Below are 15238 nucleotides of genomic sequence, written 5' to 3'. Positions count from 1 at the left end.
GCGATGATGGCTATTTCCTTGCTTCGCATGCTGACCGGATTTCGCTGTCGCCGCAGGGTGCTGTGATGCTCAGCGGCCCCGGCGGCAACAATCTCTATTTCAAGAATGCGCTCGACCGGCTGAAAGTAAACGTAGAGGTGTTCCGCGTCGGCACCTACAAAAGTTTCGTCGAACCATTCACCCGCAATGAAAGTTCACCCGAAGCGCGCAGCGCCGAACAGCAGTTGGTGAATGACATATGGGTGCGCTGGCGCACCGGCGTCGAGGGGCAACGGAAAAACCTGAACATCGCGGCTCTGCTGGAAAGCTGGCCAGCGCGCGTCGCTGGCGCCAACACCGATCAGGCCGTGCTGGCAAAGAACGCCGGCCTCGTCGACGAAGTGCTGAGCGAGAACGACTGGCGGCGCAAACTGAAGGAAAAGCTGGGCGACGGCGCCGAACCTGAGCGCCCCGGAGATTATCGCCGCGTCCTGGCACACGACTATTGGGCGGTACGGGAACCGCTAGAGGAAACAGGCCCGGGCGTTGCTGTCGTCCATGTAGCGGGCAGCATCGTCGATGGCGATGTGCCGTTGGGCGAAGCTGGCGGCGACACGGTTTCCGGGCTGATCGCCGACGCCGTCGCCGACAGCGATGTGAAGGCGCTGGTTCTGCGCGTCGATTCGGGCGGCGGCTCGGTCCTCGCCAGCGAGCAGATCCGCCTCGCACTCGAGGATGCGCGTGCGCGCAAACTGCCGGTGATCGCAAGCTTCGGCCCGGTTGCCGCCAGCGGCGGCTACTGGGTTGCAACCGCAGCCGACATGATCTTCGCCAGCCCCTCTACGGTCACCGGATCGATCGGCGTATTCGGCATCATCCCCACCTTCGAGCGCACTCTGGAACAGATCGGCGTATCGACAGACGGCGTGAAGACCACCGAATTCAGCGGCCAGCCAGACGTGCTGGGCGGCCTGAACGAGCCGACGCGCCTGCTGATCCAGAGCGGGGTGAAAGACGTCTATCAGCAGTTCCTGTCTCGTGTGTCCACCGCCCGCAAGATGCCGGTCGCGCAGGTCGAGGCGCTTGCCGAAGGGCGCGTATGGTCGGGCGTCAGGGCCAAGGAACTCGGCCTGATCGACCGGTTTGGCGACCTCGATGCAGCAATCGCCGAAGCCGGCCGCCGGGCTGGGCTGAAAGGCACACCCCGCACCATCGACATGCGCCCCGAACCGTCTCTGCTCGTCGCGGTGCTGCAAAAGCTCGAGGGGCAGCAGGTCCGCGCGACTGCGCCGCGCGACGTTCTGGCAGCCAATGTGCTGGCGGCACGGATGAAAGCTGCCTCGCAAGTCCACGATACGTTGCAGATCGCCAATGGCCCGACCGTGCAGGCAAGCTGCCTTGGTTGCGGTCTATATCGGGTAGCAGCACCGGCCAGGCGCGCCGGACCGGAAGATCTGTTGGCGATGGTCGGGAAGCTTTTGCACTAAGGCAAAGCGCCGGGGTCAACCGGGGTGTATCGGAAGTTTCCAGCCGCGCAGCAGTGCCCCGGCGCGGATGAACAGCGCAACCGCTGCACCCGCCCCACCGGCAATCCAGCCGTTCAGCCCGGCCCCCGCCGCCAGCAGCACCGTCGTCGCGGCGCCCGCGATTGCGGCCGTCACGTAGATTTCGCGCTGCATCAGCACGGAAGGCTGGCCCGCCACCATGTCCCGCAATACTCCGCCGAACGTCGCGGTGATGACGCCCATCACCATCGCCGGAACGGGATCGATGCCGAAACTGAGCGCCTTCAGCGACCCGAACGCGCAATAGGCCGACAGCCCGACCGCATCCAGCCAGCGAAGCGGCTTGCCCGGCCACTGCTCGGTGCGAAGGAACCAGACGGCGAATGTCGCGGCAAGGCAGACCGCCACGAACCAGCCGTGTTCAAGCCAGAATACCGGTGCGCCGATCAGCAGGTCGCGAATGGTGCCGCCGCCCATGCCGGTCATTCCAGCGAAGAAGGCGCAGGTAACGAAATCCTGCCGCGCGCGCGCCGCCACCAGCGCGCCGGTGATGGCGAAGATCAGCACACCGACATAGTCCAGCGCAAGGAACACGCGCCGTATCTGTTCGAGGGTCTCGCCTTCCAACGTTAGGAAGCCCGTGTCAGATGTGGATAGGCTTGCCCCTCACCGCCATTGCCGCTTCCTTGATCGATTCGGCATGCGTCGGGTGGGCATGACAGGTCAGCGCGATGTCCTCGGACGACGCGCCCATTTCCATCGCGAGAGCAGCTTCCGCGATCAGCGTGCCGGCAAGGCGATTGACGATCCAGACACCCAGCACCCGGTCGGTCTTTGCATCGGCGATGACTTTCACGAAGCCATCGGTGTCCTGGTTGGTCTTGGCGCGGCTGTTCGCCAGAAACGGGAAGCTGCCCACCTTCACGTCATGCTGCTCGCGCGCGGCTTCTTCGGTCAGGCCGACGCCGGCGATTTCCGGCATGGTATAGACGACAGAGGGAATCACATCGTGGTTCACATAGCCGGTAAGCCCGGCGATGGTATCGGCAACGGCGACGCCTTCGTCCTCGGCCTTGTGGGCAAGCATGGGGCCGGGCGTCACGTCGCCGATCGCCCAGATGCCGGGCACTGCCGTCGAGAGGTAATGGTCCACCTCGATCTGGCCGCGCGCGTTGGTGGCAAGGCCCGCCTTTTCCAGCGCCAGCCCATCGGTGTTGGGGCGCCGGCCGATCGCAACCAGCACCACATCGGCTTCCAGCGTTGTCGCTTCGCCACCAGCAGCCGGCTCCAGCGTCAGCACTGCGCCCTTCGACGATGCCTTGACCGCCGTAACCTTGGTGCCCGTCCGGAACTCCATCCCCTGCTTTGTCAGCAGCTTGCGCGATTCCTTTCGCACTTCGCCGTCCATACCGGGCAGAATCTGGTCGAGGAATTCAACCACCGTCACCTTCGCGCCAAGGCGCCGCCAGACCGACCCCAGTTCAAGCCCGATGACACCGCCGCCGATGACGACGAGATGGCCCGGTACCTTCGCCAGAGAAAGAGCGCCCGTCGAATCGACGACGACACCCTTCGCATTGTCGATTTGCGCACCGGCCAGTGGCGTAACCGATGATCCCGTTGCAATGACGATGTTTTTTGCAGTGAACGTCTTGCCCTCGACCAGAACGCCGTTCTTTGAAGCAAGGCTTGCCTTGCCCTTCAGCCAATCGACCTTGTTCTTCTTGAACAGGAAGGCGATCCCGTCGGTCAGGCCTTTCACCGACTTGGTCTTCGAAGCCATCAGTGCGTCGTGATCGATGCTGGCGCTTGCGGTGATTCCGAACTTCTTCAGATGCCCGCCCGAAACTTCCTCGAACAGTTCCGATGCGTGCAGCAGCGCCTTTGAAGGAATGCAGCCGACGTTAAGGCAGGTGCCGCCCAGCGTTTCGCGCGATTCGACACAGGCCACCTTCAGGCCGTTCTGCGCCGCGCGAATAGCAGCGACATAGCCACCCGGCCCTGCCCCGATCACGATCACGTCATAGTCGGCCATCACGATGTTCCCTGGATCCGTATTGCTGTCAGAGGTCGATCACGAGGCGCGTCGGATCTTCGAGCGCTTCTTTGACCCGCACGAGATAGGTGACGGCTTCGCGGCCATCGATCAGGCGGTGGTCGTAGCTGAGCGCCAGATACATCATCGGCCGCACCACGATCTGTCCCTTCACGACCACCGGCCGCTCCTCGATGCGGTGCATCCCAAGCACGCCCGATTGCGGCGGGTTCAGGATCGGCGTCGACAGCAGGCTGCCGAACACACCGCCATTCGAGATGGTGAAGGTGCCGCCCTGCATTTCCTGCATCGTCAACCGGTTATCGCGGGCACGCTTGCCGAAGTCGGCGATTTCCAGCTCGATTTCGGCAAAGCTTTTCGAATCGGCGTCCTTCAGAATCGGGACGACCAGCCCGCCCGGCCCGGAAACCGCAACACCCACGTCGAAAAAGTCCTGGAAGACGATTTCGTCGCCGTCGATGCGGCCATTGACGGATGGAACGTCCTTGGCGGCCAGCGCACAGGCCTTCACGAAGAACGACATGAAACCAAGCCGAACGCCGTGCTTCTTCTCGAACGCGTCCTTGTAGCGGTTGCGGGCTTCCATCACCGCCGTCATGTCGACGTCGTTGAAGGTGGTCAGCATGGCCGCCGTGTTCTGCGCTTCCTTCAGGCGGCGCGCGATCGTCTGCCGCAGCCGGGTCATGCGCACACGCTCTTCGCGGCGGGTGGCGACCGGTCTGGCGGTGGCAGATGCATCGGCCGCCCCCTTAACCTTGGCGGTTCCTGCCTCGATCGCCGCAAGCACGTCCGCCTTCGTCAGGCGGCCATCCTTGCCGGTGCCCGCGATGCTGGCTGCATCGAGGTTATACGTCTCGATCAGCACGCGGACCGCAGGCGACAGCGCCTCATAGGCAGCGCCCGCCGCCGGTGCGGCAGCAGGGGTTGCCGCTGGTGCAGCGGCTGGTGCCGACGGCGCAGGCGCGGCGGCAGCCGGCGCCGGGGCGGAGGCCGCTGCGGCGGTCGCGCCCGCTTCCAGCGTCGCGATCACGGCGCCCACCGTCACGGTGTCGCCTTCCTTGAACTTCAGCTCACGAAGCACGCCGTCGGCCGGCGCGTTCACTTCAACCGCCACCTTGTCGGTTTCCAGGCTGACGATCGGCTCGTCGGCCTTCACTGCATCGCCCGGCTTCTTCAGCCACTGGCCAATGGTTGCTTCGGTCACGCTCTCTCCGAGCGCTGGAATCACTACGTCCATCGTCTTCCCTTCAGGCCGCCTTCTTGCGACCACTGGACTTCAGGCTGGACCGGATGGCGGCGCGCACCGCCTTACGGTCTTCTCCGAGCGCTTCATGGATCAGCTTCGCCTGCTCGGCCGCGTGGCGGCGGGCAAGCCCGGTTGCCGTGGCAGCAGCCGCCGCACGACCGGCATAGACCGGGCGGATTCCCGTTGCCTCCTCGATCAGCGGATCGACGAAGAACCACGAACCCGCGTTGCGCGGTTCCTCTTGCGCCCAAACGATGGTTTCGAGGTTGGCGAACCGCTTCACCCTGTCGGCGACAGCATCGGCCGGGAACGGATAAAGCTGTTCCACCCTTAGGATGCAGACATCGTCGCGGCCCTGCGCGTCCCGCTCTTCAGCGAGGTCATAGTACACCTTGCCCGAACAGAGGATGAGCCGCTTCACCTTCGCCGGATCGAGCGCCGCCTGATCGTCGAGCACGCGATGGAAGCGCGACCCTTCGCCCATTTCAGCCAGCGTCGACACTGCATGCTTGTGTCGCAGCAGCGACTTCGGCGTCATGATGACCAGCGGCTTGCGGAACGGCCGCAGCATCTGCCGGCGCAGAATGTGGAAATAGTTCGCCGGCGTCGTGCAGTTCGCAACCTGGATATTGTCCTCGGCGCAAAGCTGAAGATACCGTTCAAGCCGCGCCGACGAGTGTTCCGGCCCCTGCCCTTCATAGCCGTGCGGCAGCAGCATCACCAGGCCATTGGCCCGCAGCCACTTCGCTTCGCCCGAAGCGATGAACTGGTCGATCATCACCTGCGCACCGTTGGCAAAATCGCCGAACTGCGCTTCCCAAAGCACCAGCGACTTGGGATCGGCCATGGCAAAGCCATATTCGAACCCCAGCACCCCGAACTCGGACAGCGGGCTGTCGAACACTTCGAAACGGCCAAGCTTCGACAGCGGGGCGAACTTGCGCCCTGTCGTCTGGTCCACCCAGACTGCGTGACGCTGCGAGAAAGTCCCGCGGCCGCTGTCCTGTCCGGAAAGGCGAATACCATATTCGGCACCTTCCTCGCTGACCAATGTTCCGAAGGCCAGGCTCTCGGCGGTGGCCCAGTCGATTCCATGGCCCGCTTCGATCGCTGTTTCGCGCGCCTTCACCACCCGCTCCAGAGTGCGGTGCATGGCAAAGCCTTCCGGCGTCGTGTGGATGCTGGCGGCGATTTCCCTGAGGCGGCTTTCTGGAACGCCCGTATCGGCAGCGCGCCGCGCCGTTACCGGATCGGCCGGCTGATGCAGGCCCTGCCAGTATCCGCCAAACCATTCGGCCTTGACGGCCTTGAACGCTGGTGCTGCCTCGAAGTCGGCTTCCAGCCGGTCGATGAACGCCTTTTCCAGCGACGCAACTTGATCTGCCGAAAGCAGCCCTTCAGCCACGAGCCGCTCTCCGTAGAGAGCCGCCACCGACTTGTGGTCGCGGATTCGCGCATACATCTGCGGCTGGGTGAACGCCGGTTCGTCGCTTTCGTTGTGGCCGAAGCGGCGATAGCACCACATGTCGACCACGACGTCGCGATTGAATTTCTGGCGGAACTCGGTCGCAACCTTGGTCGCGAACGTCACCGCTTCCGGATCGTCGCCGAACACGTGGAAAATCGGCGCCTGCACGATCTTGGCCACATCCGACGGATAAGGGCTGGAGCGCGCGAACGCCGGCGAAGTCGTGAAGCCAACCTGATTGTTGACCACGAAGTGCACGGTGCCACCCGTCGAGTAGCCCGGAACGCCCGAGAAGCCGAAGCATTCGGCCACGATGCCCTGCCCTGCGAACGCCGCATCACCGTGCAGCAGGATCGGCATCACCGTGTCCTGCAGGTTGTTCAGGTCGGCGGCCGGTTCCTCGATACCGATCTGCTGCTGCGTCGCCCGCACCTTGCCAAGCACCACCGGGTTCACGGCTTCGAGGTGCGAGGGGTTCGGCGTCAGCGACAGGTGGACATTATTGCCGTCGAATTCGCGATCGGTAGAGGCACCGAGGTGGTATTTGACATCGCCCGAACCGCCGACATCGTCGGGGTTTGACGAGCCGCCGGAAAATTCATGGAAGATCGCCTTGAAAGGCTTCTGCATCACGTTCGCAAGCACGTTCAGGCGGCCACGGTGCGGCATGCCTATCACGATCTCGCGGACGCCAAGCGCGCCGCCCACCTTGATGATCGATTCGAGTGCGGGAATCGCCGCCTCTGCGCCTTCGAGACCAAAGCGCTTGGTGCCCACATATTTGCGGGCAAGGAATTTTTCGAACTGTTCGGCTTCGATCAGCTTGTTCAGGATCGCCTTCTTGCCCTCAGGCGAGAACTGGATTTCCTTGTTGCGGCCCTCGAACCGCTCCTGCAGGAAGCGGCGCTCCTCCACGTCGTGGATGTGCATATACTCGAGGCCGACATGGCCGCAGTAGTTGGCCCTGAGCGTCGCAACCAGTTCGGCAACCGTCATGGTTTCGATACCGCCGAACATGCCGCCCAGATAGACCGTCCGCGAGAGATCGGTCAGGCCGTGATATTCCGGCGTCAGGTCGGCCGGCATCGGCCGGTCTGCAAGGCCCAGCGGATCGAGCGTCGCCGCCAGATGGCCGCGCACCCGATAGGTGCGAAGCAGCATCGTTGCCTTCACCGTATCGTCAGCGGCACGGCGCGCATCTGCCGAATCGGCTGTGGGGGCCGGCTTGCCCGTCGCCCTGGCGACTGCGACAGCCGCCCGGCCCGGCAACCCCGCGTCGAGCGCGAGCGTCAGTTCGTCGTCTGGAGTGATGGGCCAGTCGGGGCGCGCCCAACTCGGGCGTGGCAGCGGGTCAGGGAGTCCCTGCTCGTCAAGCATTTCTGATCCTCTTGGGCCGTAACGAGGCCGAGATAGCCGCCATTGACGGCTATCTCAACCTCATACGTCAGGCGCATGGCTGCCATGCGACCGAATGCGCAGCCCCAGCGGCCGCGCGACTGCATCAGCCGTTCAGCAAGGCCTTCAGCGTGCGGCCAAGTTCCGATGGGCTGGGGCTGACCTTGATCCCGGCCGATTCCATGGCTGCGATCTTGTCTTCGGCCTTGCCCTGACCACCCGAAACGATGGCGCCCGCGTGGCCCATCCGCCGGCCCGGAGGCGCGGTGGTGCCGGCGATGAAGCCGACCATCGGCTTTTTGCGGCCGCGCTTTGCTTCGTCCTTCAGGAACTGGGCGGCTTCCTCTTCGGCGGAACCGCCGATTTCACCGATCATGATGATCGATTTCGTGGCGTCGTCCGCCAGGAACAGTTCGAGGACATCGATGAAGTTGGTGCCGTTCACCGGATCGCCGCCGATGCCGACCGCCGTCGTCTGGCCGAGGCCTTCGTTGGTCGTCTGGAACACGGCTTCGTAGGTCAGCGTCCCCGAGCGGGAGACGACGCCGACCGAACCCTTCGAGAAGATCGAACCCGGCATGATGCCGATCTTGCATTCACCGGGCGTCAGCACGCCGGGGCAGTTCGGGCCGATGAGGCGCGACTTCGAGCCTTGCAGCGCCCGCTTCACCGGCACCATGTCCAGAACCGGAATGCCTTCGGTGATGCAGACGATCAGCGGGATTTCGGCTGCAATCGCTTCCAGGATGGCGTCGGCCGCGCCGAACGGCGGCACATAAACCACCGAGGCATCGGCGCCGGTTGCTTCCCGGGCTTCAAGCACGGTGTCGAATACGGGCAGATCGAGGTGCTTCATGCCCCCTTTCCCCGGCGCCACGCCGCCAACCATCTGCGTGCCATAGGCAATGGCTGCTTCTGCGTGGAAGGTCCCCTGCTTGCCGGTGAAGCCCTGGGTAATGACCTTGGTGTTCTTGTTGACGAGAATCGACATTGTCAGGCCACCTTCTTCACTTCAGCCACGATCTTGCGGGCGGCGTCGCCCAGATCGTCTGCCGAGACGATGGGAAGGCCCGAGTTCGCGAGGATTTCCTTGCCGAGTTCCACGTTGGTGCCTTCAAGGCGCACGACCAGCGGAACCGAGAGGTTCACTTCCTTGGCAGCGGCGATGATGCCCTCGGCGATGATGTCGCAGCGCATGATCCCGCCGAAGATGTTGACGAGGATGCCTTCGACCGCCGGATCGGCGAGGATCAGCTTGAACGCCGCCGTCACCTTTTCCTTCGATGCGCCACCGCCCACGTCGAGGAAGTTGGCAGGCTCGGCGCCGTTCAGCTTGATGATGTCCATCGTCGCCATCGCAAGGCCCGCGCCGTTCACCAGGCAGCCGATGTTGCCATCGAGCTTGATGAACGCGAGATCGTGCTTCGATGCCTCGACTTCGGCCGGGTCTTCCTCGGTCAGGTCGCGCAGCGCGACGAGGTCGGGATGGCGGCCGAGCGCGTTCGAGTCGAAGCCGACCTTGGCGTCCAGCACCATCAGCTTGCCATCGTCCGTCACGGCCAGCGGGTTGATTTCGATCTGCGAGGCGTCGGTGCCGATGAAGGCGGCATAGAGCTTCGCCGAAGTATCTTCGGCCTGTTTGGCCAGATCTCCGGACAGGCCGAGCGCCTTTGCGACGGTCCGCCCGTGATGCGGCTTCCAGCCGGTCGCCGGATCGATGGCGAAGGTCCGGATCTTTTCCGGCGTGTCGTGGGCGACGGTTTCGATGTCCATGCCACCCTCGGTCGAGGCGACACAGGCAACGCGGCCGGTTGCACGATCGACGAGGAACGCAAGATAGAATTCCTTGGCGATATCGACGCCGTCGGTCACATACAGGCGGTTCACCTGCTTGCCGTGCTCGCCGGTCTGGATGGTGACGAGGGTGTTGCCCAGCATTTCAGCCGCCGCAACGCCGACTTCCTCGGCCGATTTCGCCAGCCGCACACCGCCCTTGGCTTCCGGCGGCAGTTCCCTGAACTTGCCCTTGCCACGCCCACCGGCGTGAATCTGCGCCTTCACCACATACAGCGGCCCCGGCAACTGCTTCGAAGCCTGCACCGCTTCTTCCACTGTAAAGGCCGCGATACCCTTCGGGATCGGCACCCCCCACTTCGAAAGAAGCTCCTTCGCCTGATACTCATGGATGTTCATATCAATTCCTTGATCGAGAAACCCGTTTCGGATTCAGCCGTACACCTCAGCCAAGCGAAGGTTCGATGCCCTTGCAGGCTACCAGCAGTTCCTTCACCGCGTCGACCGAGACCTGGAAATTGGCCCTGGCTTCGGCGTTCAGGGCGATTTCGGCGATGCGCTCGACACCGTCGGCGCCGATCACCACTGGAACACCCACATACAGGCCATCGACGCCATACTGCCCCGACAGGTGCGCGGCGCAGGGCAGCACGCGCTTCTGATCCTTCAGGTAGCTTTCGGCCATCGAAATCGCCGATGCGGCCGGCGCATAATAGGCCGAACCGGTCTTCAGCAGGCCCACGATCTCTCCTCCGCCCGAACGGGTGCGCTGGACGATGGCGTCGATCTTTTCCTTCGTCGTCCAGCCCATCTTGATCAGGTCGGGGATCGGGATGCCCGCAACCGTCGAGTATTCGACGACCGGCACCATGGTATCGCCGTGGCCGCCAAGCACGAACGCTGTCACGTCCCTGACCGACACGTTGAATTCTTCGGCAAGGAAGTGGCGGAAGCGCGCCGAATCAAGCACGCCGGCCATGCCGACCACCTTGTTGTGCGGCAGGCCCGAGAATTCGCGCAGCGCCCACACCATCGCATCCAGCGGGTTGGTGATGCAGATGACAAAGCTGTCCGGCGCATGCGCCTTGATGCCTTCGCCAACGGCCTTCATCACCTTCAGGTTGATGCCCAGCAGGTCGTCGCGGCTCATGCCGGGCTTCCTCGGCACGCCGGCGGTGACGATGCACACGTCGGCGCCCGCAATGTCGGCATAGTCGTTGGCGCCGCGCAGCTTCACGTCGAAGCCATCGACCGGGGCGGATTGCGCAAGGTCCAGCGCCTTGCCCTGCGGGGTTCCTTCGGCGATGTCGAACAGGACGACGTCGCCCAGTTCCTTCAGCCCGATCAGATGGGCGAGCGTGCCGCCGATCATTCCTGCGCCGATGAGGGCAATCTTCCTGCGTGCCATGGGATTCCTCTTGGATGATGTTGCAAGTGCGCCGAGGCGATAGACCCGCCCTTTCGCCAGCGTCAACCGCTCAATCCCCCGCCCGGCGTTTCAGTGGGCGTCGGGCAAGGGGTCTGCAAAGGTGCCGGGGCGTTTCAGGAACGCCGGAATGATGGCGGAAACGACAAAGATCACCGACAGGATCAGGAACGCATCCGCCATCGCCATCACCATGGCCTCCTTGCGGATGGTCATACCCAGCGCGCGGATTGCAAAGCTGTCGGGGTCGGCCATGCCGCGCGATGTCGCCATCGTGGCCATGCCTTCCAGCCGCTCGGCGATTTCCGCCCGCCCCGGATTGGCCGACTCGGCCAGCCTTGCCTGGTGCATGTTGGTGCGCACTTGCAGGATCGTGTTGATCAGCGCGATTCCGGCCGCGCCCCCCATGTTGCGCATCAGCGTGAACAGGCCCGTCGAATCTTTGATATATTCCTGCGGCAATGTTGCGAACGCCATCACGCTGACTGACAGGATGCAGAACATGATGCCGGTGCCGCGCAGCATCTGCGGAATAAAAAATTCGTTGAAACGCCATTGGTTGGTAAGGTCTGTTGTCATCCAGGTAGAAGCTGCCAGCAACAGGAAGCCGATCGACGCGACGATGCGCGGGTCCGTCCGGTTCGAGAGATAGCCGGAAACCGGCGCCGACAGCGACATGAACATCCCGGTCACGAACACGGTCGTGCCGATCTGCGCCGACGACATCCCCGCCACCCGGTCCAGATACAGCGGATAGAGATAGACCAGCCCATACAGGCCGATTCCGAACACCGCCCCCATCCACGCACCGGCCGCGAAGTTCAGGTTGGTGAATGGCTTCAACGAAATGATCGGTTCCGGTGCATGCCGGATCCGCCACCACAGCACGACCGCGCAAACCGCGACCGCCATCGCCATGCGGCGTATCGCCTCATCCTCGAACCACTGGCGCCGGGCGCCATCCTCGAGCACGAAAACCACGCCGCCGCAGAACACCGACAGCGCAACCAGCCCGACGAGATCGATCCGCCTGAGGAGCGACGGGTTCGGCTGATCCGGCAGGCGCACCAGCAGCAGCACGCCCACCGTGATGAACACGCCCGGAATCACATTGATCAGGAACAGCCAGTGCCACGGGAAGATCGCGGTGATCCACCCACCGAGAACCGGGCCGATGGTGGGCGCCAGCGTGACGATGAAGCTGATGCCGACTGTTACCCGCAACTGACGCCCGCGCCCGAACATCAGGAACGATGCGGCGTAAACCGTCGGGATCATCGCGCCGCCGACGAAGCCCTGAAAGGCCCGCGCAACGATCATCCCCTCGATCGATGTCATCATCGCGCAGGCGAGACTTGCCAGCGTGAAACCCGCACACGACAGCACATACAGCATGCGGATGCCCAGCGCACGCGACAAAAAGCCGGAAAGTGGGATCATCACCACTTCGGCGATCAGGTAACTGGTCTGCACCCAGGCGATTTCGTCGGCCGACGCCGAAAGCCCCGCCTGAATCTGCCCCAGCGACGCCGCGACGATCTGGATGTCGAGGATGGCCATGAACATGCCGAGCGACATCAGGATGAATGCGAAAAACGATGCTGCGTCCGGCCCCGCATCCGACGCCATGGCAGCCGGCGGCTGGGGCGCGGGCAGCGCGTCGGCGACGCTCGTCATCCGGCGGGGCTATTGCGGAGGTCGACGCTGATCCTGGCCGATGTGCCGGGCACGAGGCGGACATCCGCGGGCAGTGGACGATCGAGCAGGACCTTCACCGGCACGCGCTGGACGATACGGGTGAAATTCCCCGTCGCGTTCTCAGGAGGAATGACCGAGAAACGGGAACCGGATGCGGGAGAAAAACTGTCGATCCGGCCCTTCAGCCGGTGATCGGGCGCAATATCCAGTTCCACCTCGACCGGCATCCCCGGCTTCATGTTGCGAAGCTGGCTTTCCTTGAAGTTTGCCAGAATGAACGCTTCCTCGACCGGGACGACCACCATCAGTTGCGCACCCTGCCGGGCAAACTGCCCACGGCGGACCGAGCGGTTGCCGACGATGCCGTCGAAAGGCGCGCGGATGACGGTATTCTCAAGGTCGAGCCGGGCAGCCTCGGTTGCCGCATGTGCCGCTTTTTGCGCTGCATCCGCCCCGCCGGCGCTGCCGCTTGCGGCTTCGCGCGCGGACTGGGCGGCGGCGACTGCGGCTTTGCGCTCGGCAACTTGCGCGTCGGCAGAGGCCGCTTCCGCCCGGCGGGCATCGACCGCAGCGCGGGTGGTGAAACCCTGCTTCAGAAGATCCTCGGCCCGCTTTTCGTCGGCAGCAGCCCGGCTGGCCTGCGCGATAGCTGCATCGAGCGCGGCGCGCGCCTGATCGATTGCGCCGCCCTGCGCTGAAACCCTTGCGCCTGCAGCACCGCGTTCGCGCAGCAGGCGCTCTTCCTCGGCTTCTGCGCGGGCAAGATCGGCGCGATAGTCGGCGTCGACGATCCGGACCAGCGGCTGCCCGGCCTTTACCGGCTGGTTATCGCCGACTTCTACCGACGCGACATAGCCCGGAACCTTGGCGGCGATGACCGCCATGTCGGCCTCGACATAGGCGTTGTCGGTCGATTCCCAGTAGCGCCCCTCGAGGAACCACCACAGGCCGAAACCCACGACAAGAACGGCAATCACCCCGAGGAGGGCCGGGAAGATGCTCTTTCGGACTCGTTCCATGTGCTCAGCTTCTATTTGGCACTCGAAGTGCATTCAACTTGGGGAATAGGCTAGGATCGCCGTGCGTTCACGCGCGCAAACCATGCCCTTCCGCGAGGTAATCAGCCGATTGCATTTCCATCAGCCGGGAAACCGTGCGCTCGAACTCGAAATGGCCGTCGCCTGCGGGATACAGGCCTTCGGGCGGCGCGTCGGCCGCCATAAGCAACTTGCAGCGCCATTCATAGAGGGCATCGATCAGCGTGACGAAACGCGCGGCTTCATTGCGGTTTTCCCGGCCCATCACCGGAACGCCAACCAGTATGACCGTGTGATAGGCGCGCGCGATCGCCAGATAGTCGGCTGCGCCCCGCGCTTCGGAACAAAGGCGCCGGAACGAAAACACCGCGACCCCCTTCAGGCTTTTTGGCACATGCAGCAGCCGCCCGCCGCCGACATCGAGGTCGGCCGTCGGCACATGATCCCGATCCTCGACTGGAAAATCGGTCAGGCGGAAGAACAGTTCCGAAAGCGCCCTGGTCGCGTCCGGCCCGTTCGGCGCATAATAGGTCGGCATGCCGCCCATGCGGTGCAGCCGGTAATCGACGGGCCCATCCAGCGGGATGATGTCCAGCTCGCGCTTCAGCAGCGCGATGAAGGGCAGGAACAATTCCCGGTTCAGGCCATTGCGATAGAGGTCGTCGGGCGTACGGTTCGAGGTGGTAACAACAGTTACTCCCGTATCGAACAGCGCCGTGAACAGCCGTGACAGGATCATCGCGTCGGCGATGTTGGTTACATGCAGTTCATCAAAGCACAACAGCCGCGCTTCGTCAGCCCAGCCCTGCGCCACGACCGGGATCGGATCGCCCGGATGGATTTCCCGCGCTTTGGCGATGCGCGCATGGGTTTCCAGCATGAACTGGTGGAAGTGAATGCGGATTTTCGGCTCGAAGCCGGTATGGGTGAAAAACAGGTCCATCAACATGGACTTGCCGCGCCCTACCCCGCCCCACAGATACAGCCCGCGCGGCCTTGCCGGTGCATCGTTACGGTGGAACAGGCCGGCCAGAAACCCGCGTTTGAGCGGTGGCACCTCCAGCGCCGAAGCAAGCACTGAAAGGCGCGCTGCAACGGCCTGCTGCGCCGCGTCCGGGCGCAACTCGCCCGAAGCGACCAGCGCCTCGTAGGCCGACGATATGCTGCTCATCGCTGCGGGTTTCTCGGCACCTTGCGGAGCATTCCGTGCCACTGGCAGACCAGCGCCGCGCCATCGTCCTGCGTCAGTGTGCCCGCCACCCACACCAGCTTGCCGGTTTCCTTGACGATCCGCCCGCGCCCTTCCAGCACCTTGCCGACCGCGCCGCCGCCGATGAAATCGGTCGAGCATTGCAATGTGACGCCCGCCGACTGCCCGAGCATGTGGCGGATGGTTGCGAACATCGTCACATCGACGAAGGCCATCAGAAAACCGCCATGCAGAAACCCGAGGCCATTTGCATGCCGCTTTCCGGTTTCGATGGCTGCCAGAACACCCGGCGCTTCCTCGCGGTAATAGACATCGCCCAGCCCGTCGATGAAGCGCCCTTCGGGCCTTGCGTGCCATGCGTGCCACCCCTGCCAGGGGCCTTCTTCCACCAGTGATGCAGCCATGGGCAGCGACTAGCGGGCAC

The 15238-nt window shown here is 63.8% G+C and carries 12 protein-coding genes; 1 reads left to right on the top strand and 11 read right to left on the bottom strand.

The window, feature by feature from the left end; genetic code table 11:
• The coding region (gene sppA / locus AC16JP_RS05905) for a signal peptide peptidase SppA (RefSeq protein ID WP_484339679.1) at window positions 1-1466 on the top strand (1466 nt) is incomplete at its 5' end.
• Between the two features lie 15 nt (window positions 1467-1481).
• Here the strand turns inward: sppA and AC16JP_RS05900 are convergent.
• From AC16JP_RS05900 to AC16JP_RS05850, 11 genes are all read right to left on the bottom strand, one after another.
• Window positions 1482-2111, bottom strand: coding sequence for a trimeric intracellular cation channel family protein (locus tag AC16JP_RS05900; RefSeq protein ID WP_484339678.1), 630 nt, complete (start codon window positions 2109-2111; stop codon window positions 1482-1484).
• A 16-nt stretch (window positions 2112-2127) separates the two neighbouring features.
• Window positions 2128-3519 carry a dihydrolipoyl dehydrogenase gene (lpdA, locus tag AC16JP_RS05895; protein ID WP_484339677.1) on the bottom strand — a complete coding sequence of 464 codons (1392 nt, stop codon included), beginning with the start codon at window positions 3517-3519 and terminating at the stop codon, window positions 2128-2130.
• 28 nt (window positions 3520-3547) lie between these two features.
• Window positions 3548-4777, bottom strand: coding sequence for a 2-oxoglutarate dehydrogenase complex dihydrolipoyllysine-residue succinyltransferase (odhB, locus tag AC16JP_RS05890; RefSeq protein ID WP_484339676.1), 1230 nt, complete (start codon window positions 4775-4777; stop codon window positions 3548-3550).
• Window positions 4778-4787: 10 nt separating this feature from the next.
• The gene (locus tag AC16JP_RS05885) at window positions 4788-7631 is read right to left on the bottom strand and encodes a 2-oxoglutarate dehydrogenase E1 component (protein ID WP_484339675.1); all 2844 of its coding nucleotides are present in this window, start codon (window positions 7629-7631) and stop codon (window positions 4788-4790) included.
• 124 nt (window positions 7632-7755) lie between these two features.
• Window positions 7756-8640, bottom strand: coding sequence for a succinate--CoA ligase subunit alpha (gene sucD / locus AC16JP_RS05880; protein WP_484339674.1), 885 nt, complete (start codon window positions 8638-8640; stop codon window positions 7756-7758).
• A 2-nt stretch (window positions 8641-8642) separates the two neighbouring features.
• Window positions 8643-9842 carry an ADP-forming succinate--CoA ligase subunit beta gene (sucC, locus tag AC16JP_RS05875; RefSeq protein WP_484339673.1) on the bottom strand — a complete coding sequence of 400 codons (1200 nt, stop codon included), beginning with the start codon at window positions 9840-9842 and terminating at the stop codon, window positions 8643-8645.
• A 46-nt stretch (window positions 9843-9888) separates the two neighbouring features.
• On the bottom strand, window positions 9889-10851 hold the full coding sequence (mdh, locus tag AC16JP_RS05870) for a malate dehydrogenase (RefSeq protein WP_484339672.1): 963 nt from the start codon (window positions 10849-10851) through the stop codon (window positions 9889-9891).
• A 90-nt stretch (window positions 10852-10941) separates the two neighbouring features.
• Window positions 10942-12546 (bottom strand): DHA2 family efflux MFS transporter permease subunit, encoded by a 1605-nt coding sequence (locus AC16JP_RS05865; protein ID WP_484339671.1) that lies wholly within the window; start codon window positions 12544-12546, stop codon window positions 10942-10944.
• The gene (locus tag AC16JP_RS05860) at window positions 12543-13586 is read right to left on the bottom strand and encodes an HlyD family secretion protein (protein WP_484339670.1); all 1044 of its coding nucleotides are present in this window, start codon (window positions 13584-13586) and stop codon (window positions 12543-12545) included. The genes AC16JP_RS05865 and AC16JP_RS05860 overlap by 4 nt, the downstream gene beginning before the upstream one ends.
• A gap of 67 nt (window positions 13587-13653) precedes the next feature.
• On the bottom strand, window positions 13654-14775 hold the full coding sequence (gene zapE, locus AC16JP_RS05855; RefSeq protein ID WP_484339669.1) for a cell division protein ZapE: 1122 nt from the start codon (window positions 14773-14775) through the stop codon (window positions 13654-13656).
• Entirely contained in the window at window positions 14772-15218 is a 447-nt protein-coding gene (locus tag AC16JP_RS05850; protein ID WP_484339668.1) for a PaaI family thioesterase, read from the bottom strand. Before AC16JP_RS05850 ends, zapE begins: the two co-directional genes overlap by 4 nt.
• Window positions 15219-15238 lie beyond the last annotated feature (20 nt).

The sequence above is a fragment of the Sandaracinobacteroides sp. genome (genome assembly GCF_057137845.1).
Note: the sequence above shows the minus strand (reverse complement) of the source record. Positions and strands in the feature narration are given on the sequence as shown.